Origin of the sequence: Longimicrobium terrae (assembly GCF_014202995.1) — a bacterium.
GTDB lineage: Bacteria > Gemmatimonadota > Gemmatimonadetes > Longimicrobiales > Longimicrobiaceae > Longimicrobium > Longimicrobium terrae.
In genome coordinates this window covers 72,239-95,271 of the sequence record NZ_JACHIA010000018.1, presented here as the reverse complement: position 1 = coordinate 95,271, position 23,033 = coordinate 72,239, and the positions used below count along the sequence as shown (strand labels likewise).

Genomic DNA, 23,033 nt, shown 5'->3' with positions numbered 1-23,033 from the left:
GCGCTGTTCTCGCTTCTGCCGTCCCGCGCGCATGCGCAGGCGCCGGCGTACGAGACGCTGCGCTCCGGCGGGGTGAGCGTACTGTACGCCCCCCGGCACGCGCTGCTCGCGCGCGAAGCCGCGGCGCAGGCCCGCACGCCCGTGCCGCTCCCCGGGTTCGGGCCCGTGGCCGCGGCGGACAGCACCGTCATCATCCTGGCGCCGACGCCGGCCGCGTTCGCGGAGGCCACGGGCGGGCGGGCGCCGGAGTGGGCGGGCGGCGTGGCCATCCCCAGCTTGCGGCGCATCGTCATTCCCGCGTACCCGCTGCCCGGGGTGGACCGCAGGCAGGCGGACGCCATTCTGCGCCACGAACTGGTTCACCTGGCGCTGCATGAGCGGCTGCCGGGCGCGATTCCGCGCTGGTTTGACGAGGGATACGCGGAGGTCGCGTCGGGAAGCTGGGATTCATCGGAGGGGTGGGCGCTGCGCGTCGCCTTTCTCACGGGGCGGGCGCCGCCGCTGGATTCGCTGTCCATCGAGTGGCCGTCGGACGAGGCGGACGCGCGGCTGGCCTATCTGCTGAGCGCCACCGCGGTGGATCACCTGCGGCGCCGCACCGGGGAGCGCGGCTTTGCGCTGTTGATGCGGAATTGGCAGGCCAGCGGATCGCTGGAAAGCTCCATCCGCACCACGTTCGGCATGACGTCGGCGCAGCTGGAGGACGAGTGGGGCAGGGACGTGCGCTCCCGCTACGGATGGCTTTCGCTGGGCGCCAGCCTGGGATTCGTCTGGGCGCTGGCCGTAGTGCTGGCGATGGTCGCGTGGATTCCGCGGCGCATGCGCAACCGCGCGCGCGTGGCGGAAATGGAAAAGGAGTACCGGATGCTGCCTCCGCCCCGCGAAGACGGGCTGAACGTGGAGTACCCGCTGGCCTTCTCCGACGAGCGCGACTGAGCCGCGGACGGGAACAATCCGGTCGCGGCCGCACACAGGGCTGCGTTCCCGGCCGCTTGTCGCCGCCGATCGACAGCGGGGAGACGATACGGCCAACCTTGATGACGATCTTCATCGAACGCGGCATCCTTTGTACGCCGGCTGACGTCAGAGGAGGCGCGGATGGCCGCCGGAAGGCGCGATTCGCCGCCGGACCCTCACCTCGTGCTGAGCCGGGGTTGGTTTTTCTCTCCCGAGACATTACTATTTCGCCATGCCGAGACCCGAGCCGACCCGCACCCGACAGCGCGCCACCGCGGCGCCCGCCATTGCCGCCGCCGACAACGAGAGCACGCTTCGCTTCGGCCCGCTGAACGCGGCGCTCATGCTGGCCGGCCTGCTGTCCATCATCGCCGGATTCGTGATGCTGGCGGGGGCTAGCACGGTGGGCGCGCCGCTGCTGCTGGTGCTCGGCTTCGCCATCCTGGTGCCGCTCGGAATCATTCTCTGAGGCACACGCCGCGCGCTTAGCTCAGCTGGTTAGAGCACCGGTTTTACACACCGGGGGTCGGGGGTTCGAATCCCTCAGCGCGCACTCCGGCCGGGCCCGACACGCAGCAGTGTCGGGCCCGGCCGCTTTTCATCCACCGAGGCAGATCCCATCACGCCATGGGGCTCCGACTTGCGTGGAGCACCGGCGGGGCCGCATGGTACGCGCCCGGGCGAGCCGTACCGCCTTCGCTGAATCCGCCGAACCAGGCTGTTGAGATGAACGACGACGAGTTTACCGAGCCGGACCCGATGGATGACGACGCGGAGAGCGAGGTGGATGCCTTTCTGCGCGAACTGCAGCGCGACCGCGAGGAAAACGGCGAGCGCGAAGTGCTGATCGAGGTGGTGAGCGAGTCGCTGGACGAGGACGGCTACACCTACACGCCGAACCCGGAAGGCGCGGGGCTGAGCCTGTCCATTCACGGCAAGCACGCGGTGTACACCATCTTCTTCTTTGCCAACGAGGATTCGCGCGTGCTCCGCAGCTACGTGCGCTGCCCGTTTCTGGTTCCCGAAGAGCAGCGCGCCCCCATGGCCGAGGCGCTGACGCGCGCCAACTACGGGCTGCCGCTGGGTAACTTCGAGATGGACTACAGCGACGGCGAAGTGCGCTTCAAGACCAGCGTGGACGTGGAAGGCGGCCGGCTGGTGCCGCTGATGGTGAGGAACATGCTGGGCGCCAGCCTGGCCGTCTGTGACCGCTACTATCCGGCGTTCATGCGCGTGATGCACGCCGGGGACGAGCCGGCGGACGCCATCGAGCGCGTGGAGATCTGACCATTCTCTCAATCCCCGCAGCCGCCGGCCGCTGATCCATGCGCCAGTTCCGTGACGCCGATGGCGCCGAATGGGTGGCCTGGGAGGTGATCCCGGTCAACGCGTCGCTGCTGGAGCGGCGGGGGATCTCGCCCGCGGGCGGGGAGGAGTACGCCGGCCCGGACCGCCGCGGCGAAGGGAGCCGCACCCTCAAGGAGGGGTGGCTGGCGTTTGAGAGCGGGGACCGGAAGCGGCGCCTGGCCCCGGTTCCGCCGGGGTGGCAGGAGTGCTCGGAGGAAGACCTTCGCGCGCTGCTCGCCCGTGCGGCGCCCGTCCGCCGCCGCCCCGCATCGTAAGCGCGCATCACACCGCGGTTTATCACACGTGGACAAACGGCTTCGCGCCCGGCGTCCGCATTCAGGAGCACCAGCTTGTCCGAAGTTCATCCCGGCCTCACTCCCGACGGCATCTATCCCACGCCCACCGGCCCCCGCCCGGCGGAGCGTCTCGCGCTCCGTGTCCTGCAACTGGGCGCGGTGCTGGTGGTGCTGACGGTGTCCACGTACAAGATGTTCGAGCTGGACCGCTTCTTTGTTCCCAAGGAGCTGGTCCTTCACCTGACCGGGCTGGCGGCCGGCGTGCTCACCCTTGGCGCCATCCGTCGCATTCGCGGCACGCGCGTGGACGTGCTGCTGCTGGCCTTTCTGCTGCTGAGCGCCGTTTCCGCGCTGCTGGCGGCGAACGTGTGGCTTGCCATGCGCGCCGTGGCGGTGACTGCCTCCGGGCTGGCCGTCTTCTGGGCCGCGCGCGGGGTGCGCGAGGCGGGGCTCGCCCGGCCGCTGCTGACCGCGCTGGCCGCCGCCGTGGTGCTGGGGGCGGCGACGTCGCTGGCGCAGACGTACGGCGTGCGCACGGACCTGTTTTCCATGAACCGCGCGCCCGGCGGCACGCTGGGCAACCGCAACTTCATCGCGCACCTGGCGGCGTTCGGCCTGCCGCTGGTCCTGCTGTCCGCGCTGCGGGCGTGGCGCGGGGCGGGGTACGCCATTGGCGGCATTGGTGTGGCGCTGGTGACGGCGTCGCTGGTGTTGACGCGGTCGCGCGCGGCGTGGCTGGCGTTCGGTGCCGTGGTGATCGTCTTCGGGTTTTCGATGCTGGTGTCGCGGCCGCTGCGGCGAAACGGGCGCACCTGGCTGCGCGGCGCGGGAATTCTTCTCATCGCGGGCGGCGGCGTGGCGGCGGCCATCACGCTCCCCAACACGCTGCGGTGGAACAGCGACAATCCGTACCTGGAGTCGGTGAAGGGTGTGGCCAACTACCAGGAGGGAAGCGGGCGCGGGCGGCTGATCCAGTACGGGCGCTCGCTGCGGATGGGGCTCCATCACCCCGTGCTCGGCGTGGGCCCCGGCAACTGGGCGGTGCGCTATCCGGAGTACGCGGCGCGGCGCGACCCGTCCCTGGATCCCAACACGGAGGGCGCGACCTCCAACCCGTGGCCCAGCAGCGACTGGGTGGCGGTGGCGGCGGAGCGCGGCTTCGTGGCGTTCGGCGTGCTGCTGCTGGCGATGGCGGGATGGGCGATCGGCGGGGTGCACCGGCTGATCCGGGCACGCGACGCGGACGAGGCGCTCTCCGCCGCGGCGCTGCTGGCCACGCTGGTGGCGGCAAACGTCGCGGGCGCGTTCGATGCCGTCCTTCTGCTCGCCCTCCCCAGCCTGCTGGTGTGGGCCACGCTCGGCGCGCTCTGGGCGCCGGATCCGGAGGGGCGGCAGGCCGTCTCCCTCCCCGTGCGGCGGATCGCGCTCCTGGTGGCCGCGCTGGCGGCGGGCGCGGGCGCGGCGCGGAGCGGGGCGCAGCTGGCGGGAATGGGACTGTTCGCCAGCGGAGGCACGGCCTCCATGCGCCGAGCCGCCTCCATCGACCCCGGCAACTTCCGCGTGCAGCTGCGGCTGGCCCGGGCTGGCGGCAGGCGTGCGGAGCGGTGCGAGCACGCCCGCGCCGCGCACGCGCTGTATCCCAATCATGAAGAAGCACGCCGCCTGAGCGCGCGCTGTCCGAAAGTGAAGCCATGACCGACCGCGATCCGTTCCGCGCCGTATCGCGCGACGACGGCGACGACGACCGCACGCTGCTGTGGGATCCGGGGCCGCGCGTGCAGCCCGCGCCCCCTCCCGTCGCCGCGAAGCCGCCGCGGAAGAAGCGTGGGATCGGCTTCCGCATCGCCAGGTACGCCCTGATCGCGTTCGCGGGCTACTACCTGTTCTGCGTGGTGCTGCTGGTGGCCTACCGCTTCGTGAACCCGCCGACCACGGGGGTGCAGATGCAGCGCCGGGTGGAGTCGTGGTTCTCGTCGGACGAGTATCAGAAGCGGCGCTCGTTCGTGGCGCTGAAGGATTTGCCGCGCCACGTGCCGCGCGCGGTGATCGCGGCTGAGGATGGCCGCTTCCGGGAGCATCACGGCTACGACTGGGAGGAGATGACCCGCGCGACCGGCGAGGCGCGCAGCGGAACGCGGTTCCGCGGCGCATCCACCCTGACGCAGCAGTTGGTGAAGAACCTGTTCGGCTGCGCCTGCCGCAATCCCATCCGCAAGGTGTACGACCTGACGCTGACCCCGGCGGCCGAACTGATCCTGGGCAAGGACCGCATTCTGGAGCTGTACCTGAACCAGGTGGAGTGGGGCAGGGGTGGCGTGTTCGGGATCGATGCGGGCGCGCGCGAGCACTACGACCGGGGCGCCCGGCGGCTTACGCGGACGCAGGCGGCGGGGATGGCGGCGCTGCTCCCCAATCCGCGCCAGCGCACCCCCCGCAACACCCCGCAGTACCGGGCCGACATCCTGCGGCGGATGTCGCATCGCGGCTGGTAGCACGCACGGAAGCGGACAGAGCGGGGCCGGAACGCCATCAGGGGTTCCGGCCCCGCTCCGCGTTCCGGCGCACGCGGGAGTGCGATTTGCTGAGCGGAGCGTCTTCAACGGCCGGCGGAGACTGTCCCCGGCCCGTGCATCGTCCCGTTACACCCGCGAATGTCCAGCTCTGGCGCCGATCCGGTACACGACGATTTCCTCCCCGCGCTTCCCCGTGACGCGGGGCTCGCGGCCGCGCTGGACGGCGCGGGCGTGGGGGTCGTGGTGGCCGGCGCGGACCGCCGCCCGCTGCACCTGAACCGCGCCGCCGCGGAACTGCTGGGGATGGGCGACGGGGCTCCGCCCGGACCGGTGGACGCGTGGATCCATCCGGATGACCGCGCGGCGGAGAGTGCGCTGCACGCGGACCTGGTCGCCGGCGTGCGCGACGACTATCGAACGGAGGTCCGCTGGCTACGTGCGGACGGCGGCATCCTGTGGGTTCAGATGAGCGTCTCCCGGCGGGGGACGGCGCCGTTCACCACCGCCACCGCCGTGGTGGATGTGACCGGACGTCGGCGCGCGGCGGAGGCGGCGGAGCTGGACCGTGCGCGCCTGGCCTTTCTTTCCCACGCCAGCGAAGTGCTGGCCTCGTCGCTGGACTATGACGCCACGCTGCGGGCGGTGGCGCGGCTGGCGACGGAGCGCTTGGCCACGTGGTGCATCGTTTCCATCGGCACGGTGGGCGAGCGCACGCGCACGGTGGCGCACCGCGATCCGGAGCGCATGCGCTGGGCGGAGGAGGTGACGCGCCTGTTTCCGCCGGACGCGTCGAGCGCCACCGCGCGCGTGTTCCGCACCGGGCGCGCGGAGTTCCATCCGCACGTGGGGGAGGAGCTGCTGGCGCGCATCGCCCGCACGCCGGAGCACGTGGACGAACTGCGCGCGCTGGGTCTCACCGCCCTCATCATCGTCCCCATTCCCGCCGGCGGGGAGACGGCGGGCGTCATCACGCTGATCTCCGCCGAGTCCGGCCGGGCCTACACCGCCGCGGACCTGGAGCTGGCGGAAGACCTGGGCCGCCGCGCGGGGAACGCCATCGAGAACGCGCGCCTGCTGCGCGACGCCGAGCGCGCGGCGGACCGGGCGCGCCGGCTGCAGGCGTTCGCCACGGCGCTCAACGAGGCGAGCAGCACCGAGCAGGCGGCGGAGGTGTGCGTGGTGCACGGGATGGAGGCGCTGGGCGCGGACGCAGGCGCGCTGGGGATGCTGGTGGATGACGGGCAGGCGTTTCAGCTTCTGCACATGCGGGGATACCCGGAAGGCTCCTCCGCGCAGTGGGCGCGCTGGCCGCTCTCCCCCGGCAAGCCCCTGTCGGAATCCGTCATCCAGCGCACGCCGGTCCTGCTCGGCAGCCCGGCACGGATGGAGGACGCGTATCCCGGCTCCGCGGCGGAGTTCGCCCGGGCGGGGACGGCGGGGTTCATCAGCATCCCCCTCGTATCCGGAAGCCGTGTGCTGGCCGCGCTCTCGTTCAGCTTTGCGCGGGCGCAGGAGTTTGATCCGGGGATCGAGACGTTCGTGGCCACGCTGGGCGGAATGGCGGCGCAGGCTCTGGAGCGGGCGCGGTCGTACGACGCGGAGCGGGGGGAGCGCGCCGCCGCCGAAGCCGCCGCGGAGCGCGAGCGCGAGGCCCGCGCCGAAGCGGAGGCCGCCAACCGCGCCAAGAGCGAGTTTCTGGCGAACATGAGCCACGAGTTGCGCACTCCGCTCAACGCCTCGCTGGGCTACGCGGATCTGCTGGAAATGGAGCTCGCCGGGCCGCTTACGGAGGGGCAGCGTGGCTACCTGGAGCGCATCCGGGTGAGCAACCGCCACCTGCTGGGGCTGGTGGAGGACGTGCTGGACCTGTCCAAGCTGTCCGCGGGACGCATGGCGGTGGAGCGCGAGCCGGCCGACGCGGCCGGGGTCATCCGCGCCGCGCTCACGCTGGTGCAGCCGCAGGCCGACGCCCGGCGCGTGGCGGTGCACGACCGCTGCGACGGGTGCACGTTCTCGTACGTGGGCGACGAGGACCGGGTGCGGCAGGTGCTCGTCAATCTGCTGAGCAACGCCGTCAAGTTCACCGAGCCGGGCGGGGAGGTTGTGGTGGATGCGGGGACGGCGGAGGCGCCCGACGCGGGCGCGCGGCTGGCGGGATCTGGACCGTGGACCTTTTTCCGCGTCCGCGACAACGGGGTGGGAATCGCGCCGGAACAGCTGGAATCCGTCTTTCTCCCCTTCGTGCAGGCAGAGACGGGGCGCACGCGCACCCACGGCGGCACCGGGCTGGGGCTTACCATCAGCCGCGAGTTCGCCCGGCTGATGGGCGGCGACCTTACGCTGCGCAGCGCGCCGGGGCAGGGCGCCGCGTTCACCCTCTGGCTCCCCGCGCGCGATCCGGCCGCGGGCGCCGTCCCCGCGCGCGGACTGGCCCGCGCGGGCGAGGCGCTGCAGGCGGACCTGGACCGCGTGATGCGCAGCTACGTGGGCCGCATGCGCGACGATCCCGCGCTCCCCCACGCGGACGGGCTGGCGCGCGTGGAACTGGAGGACCACATGGCCGCGCTGCTGGCCGACATGGCGCAGACGCTGGTGGTGATGGAGGAGGCGGATGAAACGCCGCTGGAAAGCGTGCTGCTGCGCGACGGCTCCGAGTTTCAGCGGATGATGTCGGAGCGGCACGGCGAGCAGCGCGCGCGTCTGGGATGGACTGCGCAGGCGCTGCGGCGCGAGTACCAGATCCTGGGGGAAGAGGTGAACGCCGCCGTGCAGCGCGGCGTGGCAGACGACGCGCTGACGGTGCAGTCCCTGGGCGTGCTCGGCCGGCTGCTGCAGCGCGCGGAGGAGATCGGGCAGGCGGGGCTGCGGGAGATGGCTCCGGCCTCCGCCCCCGGCATCGTGGAGCGCACCCGGCAGACGCTTGACGCCACCCGGCAGACGCTTGACGCCACCCGCCGCACGCTGGACCACGTACGCCGTCGCCGCTCCGCGCGCGACGACGAGCAGGCGGAGTGACCGTGTGCGCCTTACGTTTTCGTTGTGCCGGAAAGCATGATGTTTCACGCGGGGGGCGCGGAGGTTGAACGGAGAGGTACGCGGGGAGCGGAACGGAGGGATCGGAGCGTCCTGTCCGAGGATTGCGGATCTGGGGGGAGATGCTGCGCGCTCCGTGTCGTGAATCGATGCGGGATGGATGCCGATTTGACGCGGGCGGGGCTCGCGTGGATCTTTGGGGCGGGCCGCGAGCCCGTTGTCATCAAACCGATCTGGATGCATCTGATGAAAGCACGAATTCTTGCCCTCGCCCTCGCGTTCTGCGCGCTGTGGACCACGCCGGCGCACGCCTGGGACGAGCTGGGCCACCGCGTGGTGGCGCGAATTGCGTGGGACAACATGACGCCCGCCGCCCGCGCCCGCGCCGTGCAGATTCTGCAGGCCGCGCCGCCGCTTACGGGCCTGGGCGCGCTGATGCCGGCGGAAGGCACGCAGGAGGAGCGGGTGCGCGACTGGTTCGTAATGTCCGCCGTGTGGCCGGATCTGATTCGCAGCCGCGGAATGCCCAACTCCGTGTACGCGCACTCGGACTGGCACTACGTCAACTTCTTCTGGCAGGTGGGCCCGGACGGCCGCCCCGTGGACCGCACCGACATCCCCCGCGCCGGGCAGCTGATCGACCAGGCGCAGCGCATCGCGGGCGAGCTGGGCAACGCATCGGTTCCCGACAGCGCCAAGTCCATCGACCTTGCCTGGGCGCTGCACCTGGTGGGCGACGGCCACCAGCCGCTGCACAACAACGCCCGCATCACCGCGCAGGACACGGCGGGCGACCGCGGCGGAAACGACTTCCGCCTGGGCGGGATCTATCCGTACAACAACCTGCACGGCTACTGGGATTCGCTGGTGGGGCACGCGGTTCCGTGGGCCATGGACGACCGCAGCGAGTCGGATTACGTGGGGAGCATTTCCCGCCGCCTGCAGGCGGAGTGGCCGCGGTCGCGCTTTGCCGCCCGCATGCTTCCCGGGCAGTTCGAGACGTGGTCGCACGAGGGGTTCCGCGTGGCGCAGAGCGCGTATCCCGCGTGGCTGGTGCGCAACGAGCGCGCGCCCGACCGCTACCTGCCGTACGCGTGGAACCTCGCCGAGCAGCGCGTGGTCCTCGCCGGCTACCGCGCCGCCGACCTGCTGAACCGCACGCTCGGCAGCTGACCGGATCTGGTGGGATGATGAAAAGCCCGGCGTTCGCGCCGGGCTTTTTGTTTTGGGTGAATGACCATCACACGTTCGGCGAAACGGGCAGGGGATTGATGCCGTGCGGGTTGATGCGAGGTGCGCGGATGTCACGGAAGAGAGCATGGGTTCATTGATGAGGATCGACGCGGCGCCGCGAGTCTCCTGAGCGAATGAATCCGCCGCTCAAACAGCGGTAAGCCCCGACTCGTGGCCGCTGTCGCGTCCACGATCGAGGCTTCAACTGCGTCCGGCCCTCCGATGTCGAAATTCGGCCGCCCACCAGCACCGTTCGGGCAACATCCTGAACACGCCGCCGGCTGGAATTTCGCGCTGCAGGAAATCCTCTCGCGATCCGCCGAGGCGTGCCCGCGTCGCTCCGCCGTGCTCGCCGGTGGCGCCGGAGCGTGCCGCTGCCGTGACCATCGTAGTCCCGAGGCTGTTGAAGCCCCGAACCGGACGCGCCAGCGGCCGGTGTCGGGGGTTACCGCTGTTTGAGTGGCGGATTTATTCGCTCAATGAGAGTTGGCCGCCACTACCTTCCCCGGCCACCGCGCATGCCGCTGCCCGCTCCACGTGCACGGCCCATGTCGCCGGCCTGCTCTGACGCCCCCCGATCGTGCCGACCACTGCCCGTACAAGGTCGCCGTGCGCTGTTCGCGGGCGATTCGCATCCCGCCACCGCTGCGCCATCGAGACGGATCTCCGCCGACTGCAACACGATAGAAGCTCCCGAATTGACGCTTAGCAATCAGCGGAAAAACACGTCTGTGTCTGCAAAAGTGAACGTTGCGGACATCGGAGTTTGAGTGTACTCTTTGTGCGTTCCGCGATCCCCCGAACCCGCGTTTCGTCATGGATGCGTTCGCCCTGCTCTGCCTGTTGATAACGACTCTGGTCCGGCCCGCTCCAGCGGGGGCGGCGAGCCAGACGGATGCGGAACTGACGGCCGTGCTGCGCGCCGTGACGCAGGCCCAGGCCTCGTACCGCGCCTCGCACGGCAGGTACACGGCGTCGCTCGACGATCTGCGCCTGCGGCCGCCGACCACGATCCGCGTGCGCCTGCAGGCCGAGGGAACGGCCGGGTTTTCCGCCGTCGCCAGTTCCGCCACGGGCGAGTGCGCCGTGTATCACGGAGGCGTGTGGGCGCCGCGTCCCTGGGCGCGCACCGCGGGCCGCATCGCGTGCCGGCGGCGCCGCTGATCCAAGGATTGTACAATCCGCTTGACGGAGGATTGAACCCAACGAAAACACCCTCGAAACTGTGTTGGGGATGACGGGCGCCGGCTGGCGTCCGGGCGCGCTCGTGCGCGCGGCGATGGCGAACGGAAACGGGATGATCATGCGCTGGCTGATGGCGATGGCCCTGGTGCTGCTGCTCCCCCTGGGGGCGGCGGCACAGGTGGGTTCGACAACGGACGTGCTGCGGGGACAGGTAACCGGCGAAGGCGGCACCCCCGCGGTGGGCGCGCGGGTGGAAGCCGTGTCGGCGGAAACCGGCGTGCGGCGGAGCACGCTCACCACGGCGGATGGCCGCTACACCATCGTCTTTCCCGACGGTGGAGGCCGCTACCAGCTTCGCGTCACCTTCCTTGGCGCCGCCCCCACCACCATTGCCGTCGCGCGCCAGGCGGATGAGGATGTGCTCGTGGCCAACGTGCGGCTGGCGAGTTCCACCATTACGCTGGACGCCATCTCCGTTCAGGCCACCACCGGCCCGCGCCCCGGCCAGGGCGACGCGGGCTCCACCAGCCGCGGCGTCAGCGGCGACTTGGCCAACCGCCTGCCGCTGGAGGGCACAGACCCCACCTCCCTCGCCAGCCTGGTGCCCGGCGTGGTGACCCTTTCGGACTCCATCGGCGGCGCGGCCGGCTTCTCGGTCGCCGGCCAGCGCGCCTCGTCCAACTCGGTCACGCTGGACGGCGCCTCGTTCGCCAGCGCCTTTTCCGGCGGGTCGCCGCTGGGTGTGCCGCAGGAAGGCATCCGCGGCACGCAGGTCATCACCAACACCTATGACGTGGCGCGCGGCCAGTTCAGCGGCGGGCAGGTGTCGCAGACCACGCGCTCCGGCACCAACCGCTTCACCGGCTCGTTCTCGTCGCGCGTGCGCGACGACGCGCTGCAGGGCGGCACCGGGCGCACCCCGTGGTCCGACGGCTACGGCCAGTACCAGTTGAGCGGCGGCGTAGGCGGGCCCATCATCCAGGACCGCCTCTTCTACTTCGTCAGCGGCGCGGTGCAGCGCCGCGCGGACGATCTGTACACGCTGCTCCCGCGCACTCCCGCCGGCTACGGCCTGCTGGGGGTGGAGGGGGATTCCGTATCGCGCTTTCTGGACATCGTGCAGTCCCGCTACGGCGTGAACCCGGCCGGGCAGATCGGCGCCTACGAGCGCGTGGGCGACGCGGCCAGCCTGCTCACCCGGATTGACTTCACGGCCAGCGAGCGGCACACCATCGCGCTGCGCGGCTTCGGCTCCTTTTACGACCAGGACAACACCCGCCTGGGCTCGCTGGAACTGCTGCAGAGCGGCGGCGAGTCGCGCAACACCGATCTGGGCGGCGTGGCCACGCTCACTTCGCGGTTCCGCGACGGGTGGATCAACGAACTGCGCGTGTCCGCCACCCGCGGGGCGCGCGATTCGGATGCTTCGGTGGACCTGCCGGAAGTGCGCGTCCGCGTGACCTCGGAACTGGAGGACGGCGGAACGGGAATTTCCACCTTTGCCTTTGGCGGCGACCGCCAGCTTCCCTCGGGAAGCCGCGAAAGCACCTTTGAGCTGGCGAACGAGCTTTCGCTGCTGATCGGCGACAACCACCGCGTCAAGGGCGGGCTGCTGCTGAACAACACGCGCTCGCGCCAGGAGTCGGCGCCCAACTCGCTGGGCAGCTTCAGCTTCAACTCGCTGGCGGATCTGCAGAACGGCAACCCGGCCTCGTTCACGCGGACGCTGCAGGGCCGCACCACGGCGGGAAGCGGATGGAACGGCGCGCTGTACCTGGGCGACAACTGGCGTCCGCGCCCCACCATCCAGGTGACGTACGGCCTGCGGCTGGAAGGCTCGCGCTTTGACGGCGAGGCCGCGTACAACGCCCGTGTGGACTCGGCTTTCGGGATCAAGACGGACCGCCTTCCCGGCGAGGTGCGGGTGAGCCCGCGCGCCGGCTTCTCGTGGCGCCTGTCGGAGCAGGGCGCGCCGCTGCGACTGGTGCGCGGCGGCTTTGGCGAGTTCCGCGGGCTGCCGCCGTACGCGCTGTTCGCCGACGTGCTGGACAGCAACGGCGGGCTGGGCGGACAGGTGCTGCTATCGTGCGTGGGATTCGGCGTGGCGCCCAGCCCCGACTTCGCCGCGTACGACAACGATCCGTCCTCCATTCCCACCGCCTGCGACGACGGCACGGCCGGCGGGGTGGACCTGTCGGTGCCGCCCACCGTGGCCGCGTTCGGCGACAACTTCGGGGCGCCCCGTTCGTGGCGCGGCTCGCTGGGCTACCAGGCGCAGTTCCTGGGGATCAACGCCTCCATCGACGCCACCTACGCCCGCGGCGTGAGCCAGTACGGCGTACGCGACCTGAACCTGCGCGCCGAGCCGGCGTTCCTACTGGCGGAAGAGGGCGGCCGGCCGGTGTTCGCCGCGGCGGACGCCATCGTGGCGGAAACGGGCGAGGTGCCGCTGCTGGCCTCGCGCCAGCAGACGGCGTTCGGGCGGGTGCTGGAGCTGAACAGCGACCTGGAGACGGACGCCACGCAGCTCACGCTGGGGCTGAGCGGCGTGCTGCCGCACCGCATCTTTCTGCAGGGCTCGTACACGCTGGCGTACACGCGCGACCAGAGCTCGTGGGGCTTCGGCGGCCGCGCGCTGCAGGGATTCGGCGCCACGCCCACCACGGGCAATCCCAACGAACTGGTGTGGGGGGCCAGCGACTCGGACCGCCGGCACCAGGTGAACACCATCATCGGAATGCCGGTGGGGCGCTGGCTGGAGCTGTCGCTGGTGGGACGCGCGTCGTCGGGCTCGCCCTTTACGCCGCTGGTGGGCGGGGACGTGAACGGTGATGGCGCGCGCAACGACCCGGCGTTCATCTTTGGATCGGACGCGGCGGATCCGGATGTGGCGGCGGGGATCGCCCGCGTGCTCTCGGAGGTGCCGGGCGGCGTGCGTGCCTGCCTTCGCGAACAGCTGGGGCAGGTGGCGGAGCGCAACTCCTGCCGCGGGCCGTGGTCGCACTCGGTGAACCTGCGGGCCACCATCACGCCCACGCTCCCCAACGTGGGGCAGCGCCTGTCCATCGGCATCGAGGCGTTCAACCTGGAAGCCGGCGCGGACCTGCTGCTGAACGGTGCCAACGACCTGCGCGGCTGGGGCCAGCGCGCGCGGGTGGACGAGGTGCTGCTCTATCCGTCCTCGTTCGACGCCCAGACGCAGGCCTTTCGCTACCAGGTGAATGAGCGCTTCGGCACGTCGCGCACGGACCGGTTCGGAACGCGCTCTCCGTTCGGGGTGCAGATTACCGGCTCCATCGCCGTCGGCGCGCAGCGCGGGCGGGGCGGGGGACTGGCAGGGATCGCGTTCGGCGGCGGTGGAGGTGGAGGCGGCGGAGGTGGGGGCGGAGGCGGACGGTTCGGCGGCGGCGGCCCGGGTGGCGGCGGGCCGGGCGGCGGCGGGCCGGGCGGCGCGGGCGGACAGGGCGGGCCGGATGTGGAGCGCATTCTGGAGCGGGTGCTGCCGGAGCCGATCGGCGCGATCCTGGCGCTGAGCGACACGCTGGGGCTGACGGAAGATCAGACGGCGCGCCTGCGCGTAATCGAGGACTCGCTCGCGGCCAAGAACGATCCCATCCGCGAGGAAGTGCGCACGGCCGTGGCGGGCGCCGGCGGCAACGCCGATCCGCGGACGCTCTTCGACCGGCTGGGGCCGGCGGTGAACCGCGGGCGCGCCAACGTGCAGACGGCGCTGAGCGACGCGCAGAAAGTGCTGACGCCGGAGCAGTGGCGCCGCGTACCGGCCGCGATCCGCAACTCGGCCTCGCGGCAGGGATTCGGCGGGCCCGGCGGAGGCTGATCCGCCCCGCACCCGATCGTGGATCAACGACAGACCCGCGCGCCCTCATCGGCGCGCGGGTTTGTTGTTCTCGGAAGAGGATTCTGCGGGACGTGCGGTGGATGGTTGAGGGGCGGGCTTCACGGCGGCCCCCACCCGGGCTCGTACTACTCGCCCACCCTCCCCCAAAAAAGACTGGGGGAGGGTTGGGGCGGGGCGGAGAGTTCAGCGCGGATCTGCTGAGATCGTCGTGGCACAGGCTCTCCTGAGCGGATGAATCCGCCGCTCAAAACGCGGTAAGCCCCGAGACGCGGCCGCTGTCGCGTCCACGATCGGGGCTTCAACTGCGTGGACTCATCGCGACTCGTTCTCCGCGCCAGAGGCGTGATCCCGAAGGCGCCGCCAATAATCTACCTTCCCACGAGCGCGGCTCGCGTTCAACACAATCCCGCCGCCGCGGGCAGTTGAAGCCCCGAACCGGACGCCCCAGCGGCCGGTGTCGGGGCTTGCCGCTGTTTGAGCGGCGGATTCGTTCGCTCAACGAGATTCGCTCAACGCCTCCACCCTCAACGTCCAGCGGACCTCGTCAGGTATTCTCCGCGTCCTCGGAACCCTCGACCTCGTTGGGATCGGTGGGCGCCTCGGGGACCTCGGGCACGACGAGCGTCAACTGGTGCGCGCCCAGGCCGTACTCGAAGCGGCGCGCCTGCAGCGGCTCGCCATCGGCGTTCACCGTCATCTCGTCATCCGACTCCACGATCAGTTCCCGCACCTTGCGGTAGGTGACCTGCGGATGGTGCACGTGCTTGCCTGCGCGGATCAGCGGGGCAATGCGCATCACATCCACGTGGCTCATCGACTGGACGATGCACACGTCCAGCAGCCGGTCCGTGGGGTCGGAGGCGGGCGTAATCCAGTTTCCGCCACCCGTGCGCCACGCGTTCCCCACCGCAAAGAGCAGAAACCCGCCGTCGTACAGCACCTCGCCGTCGGATGTGGTGAACCGCGCCACGGTCTCCTTCAATTGCACGAACTTCTTGACGCCGGTGATCAGGTAGGCCACCGGGCCCAGCACGCGCTTCAACTCGCCGCTCGCCTCTTCCGTGGCCTCGGCGCCCATTCCGCCGGTGGACACGTTCAGAAACAGGCGGCCGTTCACCCGCGCCACATCCACCGTGTACGGCACGCCCGCCGCCGCGGCCAGCACCGCCGCCCTGGGGTCGCCGGTGGCGATTCCCATCCCCCCCGCCAGATCGTTTCCCGTCCCCAGCGGCACGATGCCCAGCCGCGGCAGGGGCGGCGTGTGCTCGCCCGGCTGTTCCTCGATCCAGTCGTACAGCCCGTTCACCACCTCGTTGATGGTGCCGTCGCCGCCGGCGGCCACCACCAGATCGGCGCCGTTCTCCGCCGACTTCCACGCAAAGCGGTGGGCGTCGCCGGACTCGAAGGTGGCGCGGGGATGCACGGTGTGGCCGGCCTCGCGCAGCTCTTCGACCCCGCCGCGGATGGCGTCGACCGCCTCGGCGTTGCGGGGGTTGATGATCACGGAAATCTGCACGGGAGCGCCTGCCGGATTGTGAGGGCCTGCTGCGGGTTGCACTACCCGGCAGGGCAAGATCTTCGCCAACCCGGGGCGCCCGCAGTTCGGCGTATCTTCGCCTTGACCTTGAGGGTTTCGGGATTACCTTGTGGGGCACAGTGGGACGATGTGGGGAGTTGTGGAGGAGTGTGGCGGGCGCGCCCAACCAGGGATCCGGTGAACGGTTTTCTCGGCAGTTACCAGCACCAGATCGACGAAAAAGGCCGGCTCAGCCTCCCCGCCCCGTTCCGGCGCGAGGGCGGCGAAGAGCCGATGGTGCTCGTGCATGCCTTTCCCGACGCGCTCACGCTGTACCCCCAGCACACCTGGGCCGAGGTGGAGGCCCGCCTGCGCGAGATGCTGCGCAGGAACCCGCAGGCCCGCGCCTACGTGCTGCGCGTGACGGCAAACGCGGTGGAAGTTGCGCCCGACCGGCAGGGGCGCATCATGGTTCCCGCGCGGCTGCAGGACGCGGTGGGGATCGCCGGGCCCACGCTGGTGGTGGGCGCCATCGACCGCATTGAACTGTGGAACCCGGACCGGTTCGCCGCGGCCACCGCGGAACCCGTCGCCGAGGCGGAAAGCTTTACGCACCAGATCTTCGGCTGACCTCCAACCCCTCCCGTCACGCCATGATCGTTCAGCCCCGGACCTTTGCCCCGGCCCCGCCGCCCGCACGTTCCGGCGGCCTGATCCCCTGCGGCCTGGACCGCCATTTCGGCCCGTTCGAGGCCCTTGACCCGCTGCGCAACTGGCTGGGTACCGACTGGTATACCTGCCGCTGCTGCCGCGCCGTGGTCACCCGCGCCAACGCCGCGCCCCGCGCGGCCGCGTGACTCTTCCCCATGCGACCGGCTACCACGCGCCGGTCATGGTGCGCGAGGTTATGGACCTGCTCCGGCCGGAGCGGGGCGGCACCTTTCTGGACGGAACCCTCGGCGGCGGCGGGCACGCCGAGGCGCTGCTGGAGCGGGGTCCCGAGGCGCGGCTGTACGGGGTGGACCGCGATCCGGACGCGCTGGCCGAGGCGGGGGAGCGCCTTGCCCGGTTCGGCCCGCGGTTTACCCCCGTCCGCGCCAACTTCGCCGACGCGGTAGAAGCCGCCGGGATCGCGCCGGGCACGCTGGACGGCGTGCTGCTGGACCTGGGCATTTCGTCGCACCAGATCGACGAGGACGCGCGCGGCTTCACCTTTCGCCCCGGCGCGCCGCTGGACATGCGGATGGGGCAGGCCAGCGCAGGCGAATCCAGCGCGGCCGACCTGCTGAACGAACTGGACGAGCAGGAACTGGCCAACCTCTTCTACCGCTACGGCGAGGAGAAGCGGTCGCGAAAGCTGGCCCGAATTGTCCTGGAGATGCGCGCGGTGGAGCCGTTCGCCATCAGCGACCAGCTGCTTTCCGCCATCAGCCGCACGCTGGGGCCGCGGGCGGAGGCGGCGGACAAGGCGCGCATCTTTCAGGCGCTGCGCATCGCGGTCAACGGCGAGATCCAGGCGCTGGAGCGGGCGCTGGAGTCGTTTCGCGAGGCGCTGGCCCCGGGCGGCGTCTTTGCCGTCCTCGCGTACCATTCGCTGGAAGACCGCCTGGTGAAGAACGCCTTTCGCGACTGGAGCCAGGAGTGCGTGTGCCCGCCCGGGCTGCCGGTGTGCCGGTGCCGGGGGCGCGCGCTGGGAAGACTGATGACCCGCAAGCCGATGAACGCCACGCCCGAGGAAATCGCCGCCAACCCCCGCGCCCGCAGCGCCCACCTTCGCGGATGGAGCGCGGCGTGACCGCGGACGCACTCCCGTCTCCGCGCCGTCCGGCGCGCGGCCGCTCCGGCGGAGCCGCGCCCTGGGAGGCGCCGCGCGCCGTGGACCCCGCGCGCCGCTCCCGCCGCCGCGCCGCGCTGGGCCGTCTTCTGCTCGTCCTGGCCGTCGCGGGGTCGCTGGCGTCCGTGGTGTGGCGGCAGACGGAAGGCGTGGCCCGGCAGCGGGAGCTTTCGCGCGTGCAGAACGAAACGTCCATCGCCGAGGCCGAGCGGGTGGAGTGGGCTAACCGCATCCAGGCGCTGCAGACGCGCGCCCGCATCACCGGTGCCGCCAGCCGGATGGGGCTGCACGTGGCCCGGGATGAAGAGGTGATCCTGCTTCCCGTGGCCGCTTCCGCCATGGAGCAGGCGCCATGAGCCGCACCATGCCGTGGGATACGGAAGAGCGGCTGCGCGGCCGGCGGCGGCTTCTGATCGGATCGATCGGGATTGCGGCGCTGCTGGTCATTGGCCGCGCGGTGCAGTTGCAGGGGTTCGAGGGGGACAAGTGGCGGGCGGAAGCGGCGGAGCAGCAGCAGGCCCGGGTGGCGCTGCCGGCCCGCCGCGGCGCCATTCTGGACCGCGACGGCGTTCCGCTCGCGCTCACGCGCGAGACGTTTCGCCTGTCGCTGGCGCCGAATGAACTGGTGGAGCGCGATGAAGCGGTCCGCTCGCTGATCCGCGTCCTCAAGCTCCCGCGCGCCAACGCGCGCCGCGCGACGGATCCGCGGCGGCGGTGGGTGGTGCTGCCCGGCAGCTTTACGGCGGACCAGCGGCGCACGCTGGGCGATCCGCGCGGCTTTCACTGGGAGCGCAAGCTGCAGCGCTTCTACCCGCAGGGCACCGTGGGCAAGGAGGTTCTCGGGGGGATCAGCGGCGACGGACGCGCGCTGGGCGGAATGGAGCAGGCGCTGGATTCGATGCTCAGCGGGCGCGATGGATTCTCGATCCTCCGGCGGGATGGACGCGGGCGGAAGGAAGCGTCCGTCGCGCTCCCCGTGGCTCCGGCGATGGATGGCGGCGACGTCTACCTGACCATCGACTTCGACCTGCAGGAGATCGCGGACGCGGCGCTCAGCGAGGCCATCGACAGCACCGGCGCCAAGGGCGGCGACCTGCTGCTGCTGGATCCGCGCACGGGAGAAATCCTGGCCGCCGTCAGCAAACGGCAGGGCGGGGCGCTGGGCGTGTCGGCCTTCATCGAGCCGTACGAGGCGGGATCGACGCTCAAGCCGTTCTTCGTCAGCACGCTGCTGGCGACGGGGCGCGCCAATCTGGGCGAGCAGGTGAACGGCGAAAACGGCTCGTGGACGGACCCCATGGGGCGCGTGCACACCGACGTGCATCCCTATGGCTGGCTTACGCTTCGCGACGCGCTGCGCGTGTCCAGCAACATCGGCCTGGTGAAGTTCGCGCCGCGGCTGACCCCCGCGCAGCAGTTCGGCGTGCTGCGCGACTTCGGGTTCGGCACGCCGACGGGGATCGAGTATCCCACCGAGTCGTCGGGGCGGCTGCCCCGCCCGGACCGCTGGTCAAAGATGACGCCCGCCTCGCTGGCGACGGGATATGAACTGTCCGTCACTCCTTTGCAGCTGGCGCTGGCCTACAGCGCGCTGGCCAACGGCGGCACGCTGATGGAGCCGCGCCTCGTCCGCGAGGTGCGCGGGCGCAATGGGCAGACGCTGGAGCGCCACGATCCGCGCGAGGTGCGCCGCGTGATTCCCGCCAGCGTCGCGCACCAGATCCGCGACGTCCTGGTTTCCGTGGTGGAAGACGGAACGGCGACCCGCGCGTCGCTTTCCACGTTCGAGGTGGCGGGAAAGACGGGGACCGCGCGGCGGACGGGCGCCAGCGGCCGCTACATCGCGGGCGAATACAACGCCACGTTCGTGGGATTCTTTCCCGCGCGTGACCCGCAGCTCACCATCCTCGTCCGGCTGGACCGGCCCAGCGGCGACTACTACGGCGGCCTGACCGCCGCGCCCGTCACGCGCGAAACGCTGCAGGCGATCCTTGCCGCGCGCTCGCCGGGGCTGGACCGCCGCAGCCTGCTGGCCACCCGGCTTCCGTCGCAGACGCCGCTGGCCGCGGCCGGGCCCGTGCGCGAGGATGCGCCTCCCGCGGGTTCCGAGGGCGTGTACGTCTTTGTGCAGACGGACGGGGTGGCGCGCCGGGAACCGCCGCCGGGCGGCGCGGTGCCCATGCCGGAACTGGCCGGCCTTCCCCTTCGCGACGCGGCGCGGCGCCTGCACGCGCTGGGCATGCACGTCCGCGTGCGGGGCACCGGCTCCGTCGCGGGCACGCAGCCGGCCGCCGGGCAGACCGCCACCCGCGGCGACACCGTCGTCATCAACGGAGGAGGCCGATGAGCCGCCAGTCCACGCTGGGCGCCATCGAAGCACGGCTGGAACGCGAGGGACTGCTCGCGGGTCGTCTGTCCGCGGAGGACGCGGCGCGCGTGGTGGAGGACGTGACCTCCGATTCGCGCGAGGCGGGGCGGGGCACGCTCTTCTGCGCGGTCGTCGGCACGGCGAGCGACAGCCATCGCTTTCTGCCGTCCGTGGCGGATTCCGGCGCGGCGGGAGCGACGGTGGAGCGCATCGATCCAGCGGCCGGAATGCCCCAGATCGTCGTGAACGACGGGCGGCGGGCGACGGCGTTCGCTGCGGCGGAGTTCTTTGGCGATCCGTGGCGGGAGATGACGCTCGTCGGGGTGACGGGGACCAACGGCAAGACGACCAGCGCCGCCATGCTGCGCCACCTGCTCGCGGCGGACGGGCCCAGCGGCTACGTCGGCACGCTGGGCGCGATCGGCGCGGACGGCGAGGTGATTCCGGGGACGGAGGGACTGACGACGCCCGGCCCGGTGGACGCCGCGCGGTGGATGCGCCGGTTCGCGGACGATGGCGTGATGCGTGTGGCGATGGAGGTCTCCTCCCACGCGCTGCACCAGGAGCGGCTGGGGGCGGTGCGCTTCGATGCGGCCGTCTTCACCAACCTGACCCAGGACCACCTGGACTACCACGTCACCATGGAGGAGTACCGCGCGGCCAAGCTGCGGCTGACGGAACTGCTCAAGCCCGGCGGCGCGGCGATCCTGAACGCGGATGATCCCGCGTGGGCGGACGTGCGCTCGCCCGTCGGGCGGACGATCACGTTCGGCGTGGAGCGCGCGGCGGACGTGCGGGCCGAGGGCGTGCGCGTGGGCGCGGGCGGGATGGAGTTCACCCTGCGGACGCCGGACGGGGACGCGGAAGTGGCGCTGCCCCTGTTCGGCGGATTCAACGTGAGCAACGCGGCCGCGGCCGGCGCCGTGCTGTGGAGCCTGGGATGGAGCCCGGCGCGCATCGCGGAGCGGCTGGGCACGCTGCCGCAGGTGCCGGGGCGGCTGGAGCGGGTGGCCGGCCCGCCGCGCAGCGCCACGGTGCTGCTGGATTACGCCCACACCCCCGACGCGCTGGAGCGCGCCCTGGCCGCCGTGCGGCCGCTCGTAAAAGGGCGCGTGATCGTCGTGTTCGGCGCGGGCGGAGACCGCGACGCGGAGAAGCGGCCGCTGATGGGCGCCGCCGCCGCGGCGGGCGCGGACCTGGTCATCGTGACCTCCGACAACCCGCGTACGGAAGACCCGGAAGCCATTCTGGATGACATCGAACGCGGCATGGGACGTGCACCCCGCCAGCGAATTTCCGACCGCCGCGAGGCCATCCGCACCGCGCTCACCGAAGGCAGTTCCAACGATCTGATTCTCCTGGCCGGCAAGGGCCACGAGACGTATCAGATCATCGGAACGGAGAAGCGTCCCTTCGACGAGCGCATCATCGTGCGCGAGATCCTCGCGGAACTGACTGACGCTGAGGGAGGTGGGGTTTGAGCCCCTTTCGCTGGACCGCCGACGAGGTCGCGCACGCGCTGGGGACGGATTCCCCCGCGGGTGCGCCCGCTGAATTTTCCGCCGTGTCCACCGACACGCGCGCCATTCCCGCCGGATCGCTGTTCGTGGCGCTGCGGGGCGCCAACTTCGACGGCCACGCCTACTTGGCGCAGGCCGCCGAAAAGGGCGCGGCCGGAGCCGTGGTGACGCACGTGCCCGAGGGCGCGCCCGACATCGCCTACTATGTCGTCGCTGATACGCTGCACGCGCTGGGTGCCCTGGGCCGCCAGCGCCGCCGCGCGCTCCGCGGCCGCGTGGTCGCCGTCGCGGGATCGAACGGCAAGACGACCACCAAGGAACTGCTGCGCGCCGCGCTCGGCGGCACCTTCCGCGTCCACGCCACGGACGCCAACCTGAACAACCAGGTGGGCGTTCCGCTGACGCTGCTGGCCTGCCCGGACGACGCGGAAGCCGTCATCGTGGAGACGGGGACCAACGAGCCGGGCGAGGTCGTTCTGCTGTCGCGCATCGTGGAGCCGGACGCGGCGCTCATCACCTCCATCGGCGAAGAGCACCTGGAGGGATTGGGCTCGGTCGAGGGCGTGCTGCGCGAGGAGCTGTCGATCTTTGACGCGCTGCGCGACATCGGCGTCGCCATCGTGGCGGAAGAGCCGGAAGAGCTGGCCGCGGGCGCGCGCGAGGCCGTGGCGCCGTCGCGGGTGCGCGTCGCCGGCCTGGGCGAAGGCGCGGACGTGCGGCCGGAGGGCGGGCGCGAAGGAATCCGCGTGCGGTCGGACGGCAGCACCGAGTTCCGCTTCGGGGGCGTGGATTTTCATCTCCCCCTCCCGGGGATGCACAACGTCCGCAACGCGCTGCTGGCATTGGCCGTGGCCGCGGAGTGGGGCGTGCCGATGGAAGCCGCCGCCGCGGGATTCGCGGCGATGAAGGCGCCCAAGATGCGCAACGAGTGGCGCCGCATCGGCTCGCTGGGCGTGCTGGCGGACTGCTACAACGCCAATCCGCCCAGCATGCGCGCCGCGCTGGACCTGCTCGCTTCAGTTCCGGTCGATGGGGAAAAGATCGCCGTCATGGGGACGATGCGGGAACTGGGCGACCACGGCGAGCGGCTGCACCGCGAGCTGGCCGGGCACGCCGCCGCGCTCGTGGGGCACGGCATCGACCGCATCGTGGCGACGGGCGACTTCGTGACCGCCTTTCTGGCGGAGGGAACGGACCTCAGCGGCCGCTTGGTCGCCGCGGAGGACCCGATCGACGCGTACGAGGCGCTGCGCCCGTCGCTGACGGGAAGTGAAACCATCCTGCTCAAGGGTTCGCGCGGGGTGGCGCTGGAACGCTGGATTCCGCTGATGGAGCGCGACTTCGCGCAGACCGCCTCCTCGCAGGAGTAATC

Annotated in this window: 18 protein-coding genes and 1 tRNA gene; 18 read left to right on the top strand and 1 reads right to left on the bottom strand. The window is 71.4% G+C overall.

Features of this window, described 5'->3' with window-relative positions:
• Positions 1-72: 72 nt before the first annotated feature.
• The 11 genes from HNQ61_RS21900 to HNQ61_RS28355 all read left to right on the top strand — a co-directional run bounded on the left by HNQ61_RS21900 (position 73) and on the right by HNQ61_RS28355 (position 14,402).
• Positions 73-936, top strand: coding sequence for a peptidase MA family metallohydrolase (locus HNQ61_RS21900; RefSeq protein ID WP_170035452.1), 864 nt, complete (start codon positions 73-75; stop codon positions 934-936).
• A gap of 253 nt (positions 937-1,189) precedes the next feature.
• A complete protein-coding gene (locus tag HNQ61_RS21895; protein WP_170035453.1) occupies positions 1,190-1,426 on the top strand; it encodes a hypothetical protein in 237 nt (78 codons plus the stop codon).
• Positions 1,427-1,436: 10 nt separating this feature from the next.
• A tRNA-Val gene (locus HNQ61_RS21890) sits at positions 1,437-1,510 on the top strand.
• Between the two features lie 173 nt (positions 1,511-1,683).
• A complete protein-coding gene (locus HNQ61_RS21885) occupies positions 1,684-2,244 on the top strand; it encodes a type III secretion system chaperone family protein (RefSeq protein ID WP_170035454.1) in 561 nt (186 codons plus the stop codon).
• 38 nt (positions 2,245-2,282) lie between these two features.
• A complete protein-coding gene (locus HNQ61_RS21880) occupies positions 2,283-2,579 on the top strand; it encodes a hypothetical protein (protein WP_170035455.1) in 297 nt (98 codons plus the stop codon).
• Positions 2,580-2,654: 75 nt separating this feature from the next.
• On the top strand, positions 2,655-4,295 hold the full coding sequence (locus tag HNQ61_RS21875) for an O-antigen ligase family protein (RefSeq protein WP_170035456.1): 1,641 nt from the start codon (positions 2,655-2,657) through the stop codon (positions 4,293-4,295).
• Positions 4,292-5,092: a monofunctional biosynthetic peptidoglycan transglycosylase gene (mtgA, locus tag HNQ61_RS21870; protein ID WP_170035457.1), complete on the top strand. Its 801-nt coding sequence runs from the start codon at positions 4,292-4,294 to the stop codon at positions 5,090-5,092. The genes HNQ61_RS21875 and mtgA overlap by 4 nt, the downstream gene beginning before the upstream one ends.
• A 159-nt stretch (positions 5,093-5,251) precedes the next feature.
• Entirely contained in the window at positions 5,252-8,128 is a 2,877-nt protein-coding gene (locus tag HNQ61_RS21865; protein WP_170035458.1) for an ATP-binding protein, read from the top strand.
• 264 nt (positions 8,129-8,392) lie between these two features.
• Entirely contained in the window at positions 8,393-9,319 is a 927-nt protein-coding gene (locus HNQ61_RS21860) for a S1/P1 nuclease (RefSeq protein WP_170035459.1), read from the top strand.
• Between the two features lie 876 nt (positions 9,320-10,195).
• Positions 10,196-10,543, top strand: coding sequence for a hypothetical protein (locus HNQ61_RS21855; RefSeq protein ID WP_170035460.1), 348 nt, complete (start codon positions 10,196-10,198; stop codon positions 10,541-10,543).
• 133 nt (positions 10,544-10,676) lie between these two features.
• Positions 10,677-14,402: an outer membrane beta-barrel protein gene (locus tag HNQ61_RS28355; RefSeq protein ID WP_170035461.1), complete on the top strand. Its 3,726-nt coding sequence runs from the start codon at positions 10,677-10,679 to the stop codon at positions 14,400-14,402.
• A 565-nt stretch (positions 14,403-14,967) separates the two neighbouring features.
• Here HNQ61_RS28355 and HNQ61_RS21845 read toward each other — a convergent pair.
• Positions 14,968-15,939 (bottom strand): YegS/Rv2252/BmrU family lipid kinase, encoded by a 972-nt coding sequence (locus HNQ61_RS21845; protein WP_170035462.1) that lies wholly within the window; start codon positions 15,937-15,939, stop codon positions 14,968-14,970.
• A 198-nt stretch (positions 15,940-16,137) separates the two neighbouring features.
• On the opposite strand from HNQ61_RS21845, the gene HNQ61_RS21840 reads away from it, so the two are divergent.
• From HNQ61_RS21840 to HNQ61_RS21810, 7 genes are read left to right on the top strand one after another with little or no spacing between them, the layout of a single operon-like run.
• Positions 16,138-16,569: a division/cell wall cluster transcriptional repressor MraZ gene (locus tag HNQ61_RS21840; RefSeq protein WP_170035463.1), complete on the top strand. Its 432-nt coding sequence runs from the start codon at positions 16,138-16,140 to the stop codon at positions 16,567-16,569.
• Between the two features lie 23 nt (positions 16,570-16,592).
• Entirely contained in the window at positions 16,593-16,796 is a 204-nt protein-coding gene (locus tag HNQ61_RS21835) for a hypothetical protein (protein WP_170035464.1), read from the top strand.
• On the top strand, positions 16,793-17,734 hold the full coding sequence (rsmH, locus tag HNQ61_RS21830; protein ID WP_205761624.1) for a 16S rRNA (cytosine(1402)-N(4))-methyltransferase RsmH: 942 nt from the start codon (positions 16,793-16,795) through the stop codon (positions 17,732-17,734). The genes HNQ61_RS21835 and rsmH overlap by 4 nt, the downstream gene beginning before the upstream one ends.
• The gene (locus HNQ61_RS21825) at positions 17,731-18,129 is read left to right on the top strand and encodes a hypothetical protein (RefSeq protein ID WP_170035465.1); all 399 of its coding nucleotides are present in this window, start codon (positions 17,731-17,733) and stop codon (positions 18,127-18,129) included. Before rsmH ends, HNQ61_RS21825 begins: the two co-directional genes overlap by 4 nt.
• Entirely contained in the window at positions 18,126-20,120 is a 1,995-nt protein-coding gene (locus HNQ61_RS21820; RefSeq protein ID WP_170035466.1) for a penicillin-binding transpeptidase domain-containing protein, read from the top strand. Before HNQ61_RS21825 ends, HNQ61_RS21820 begins: the two co-directional genes overlap by 4 nt.
• Positions 20,117-21,622, top strand: coding sequence for a UDP-N-acetylmuramoyl-L-alanyl-D-glutamate--2,6-diaminopimelate ligase (locus HNQ61_RS21815; RefSeq protein WP_170035467.1), 1,506 nt, complete (start codon positions 20,117-20,119; stop codon positions 21,620-21,622). Before HNQ61_RS21820 ends, HNQ61_RS21815 begins: the two co-directional genes overlap by 4 nt.
• Positions 21,619-23,031: a UDP-N-acetylmuramoyl-tripeptide--D-alanyl-D-alanine ligase gene (locus tag HNQ61_RS21810; protein WP_170035468.1), complete on the top strand. Its 1,413-nt coding sequence runs from the start codon at positions 21,619-21,621 to the stop codon at positions 23,029-23,031. Before HNQ61_RS21815 ends, HNQ61_RS21810 begins: the two co-directional genes overlap by 4 nt.
• Positions 23,032-23,033 lie beyond the last annotated feature (2 nt).

What these genes read in the sequence shown, in the direction of transcription:
- HNQ61_RS21895 (WP_170035453.1), top strand. Translation starts at nt 1,190, where the DNA reads ATGCCGAGACCCGAGCCGACCCGCACCCGACAGCGCGCCACCGCGGCG.
- HNQ61_RS21885 (WP_170035454.1), top strand. Translation starts at nt 1,684, where the DNA reads ATGAACGACGACGAGTTTACCGAGCCGGACCCGATGGATGACGACGCG.
- HNQ61_RS21880 (WP_170035455.1), top strand. Translation starts at nt 2,283, where the DNA reads ATGCGCCAGTTCCGTGACGCCGATGGCGCCGAATGGGTGGCCTGGGAG.
- mtgA (WP_170035457.1), top strand. Translation starts at nt 4,292, where the DNA reads ATGACCGACCGCGATCCGTTCCGCGCCGTATCGCGCGACGACGGCGAC.
- HNQ61_RS21865 (WP_170035458.1), top strand. Translation starts at nt 5,252, where the DNA reads ATGTCCAGCTCTGGCGCCGATCCGGTACACGACGATTTCCTCCCCGCG.
- HNQ61_RS21860 (WP_170035459.1), top strand. Translation starts at nt 8,393, where the DNA reads ATGAAAGCACGAATTCTTGCCCTCGCCCTCGCGTTCTGCGCGCTGTGG.
- HNQ61_RS21855 (WP_170035460.1), top strand. Translation starts at nt 10,196, where the DNA reads ATGGATGCGTTCGCCCTGCTCTGCCTGTTGATAACGACTCTGGTCCGG.
- HNQ61_RS28355 (WP_170035461.1), top strand. Translation starts at nt 10,677, where the DNA reads ATGATCATGCGCTGGCTGATGGCGATGGCCCTGGTGCTGCTGCTCCCC.
- HNQ61_RS21835 (WP_170035464.1), top strand. Translation starts at nt 16,593, where the DNA reads ATGATCGTTCAGCCCCGGACCTTTGCCCCGGCCCCGCCGCCCGCACGT.
- HNQ61_RS21820 (WP_170035466.1), top strand. Translation starts at nt 18,126, where the DNA reads ATGAGCCGCACCATGCCGTGGGATACGGAAGAGCGGCTGCGCGGCCGG.
- HNQ61_RS21815 (WP_170035467.1), top strand. Translation starts at nt 20,117, where the DNA reads ATGAGCCGCCAGTCCACGCTGGGCGCCATCGAAGCACGGCTGGAACGC.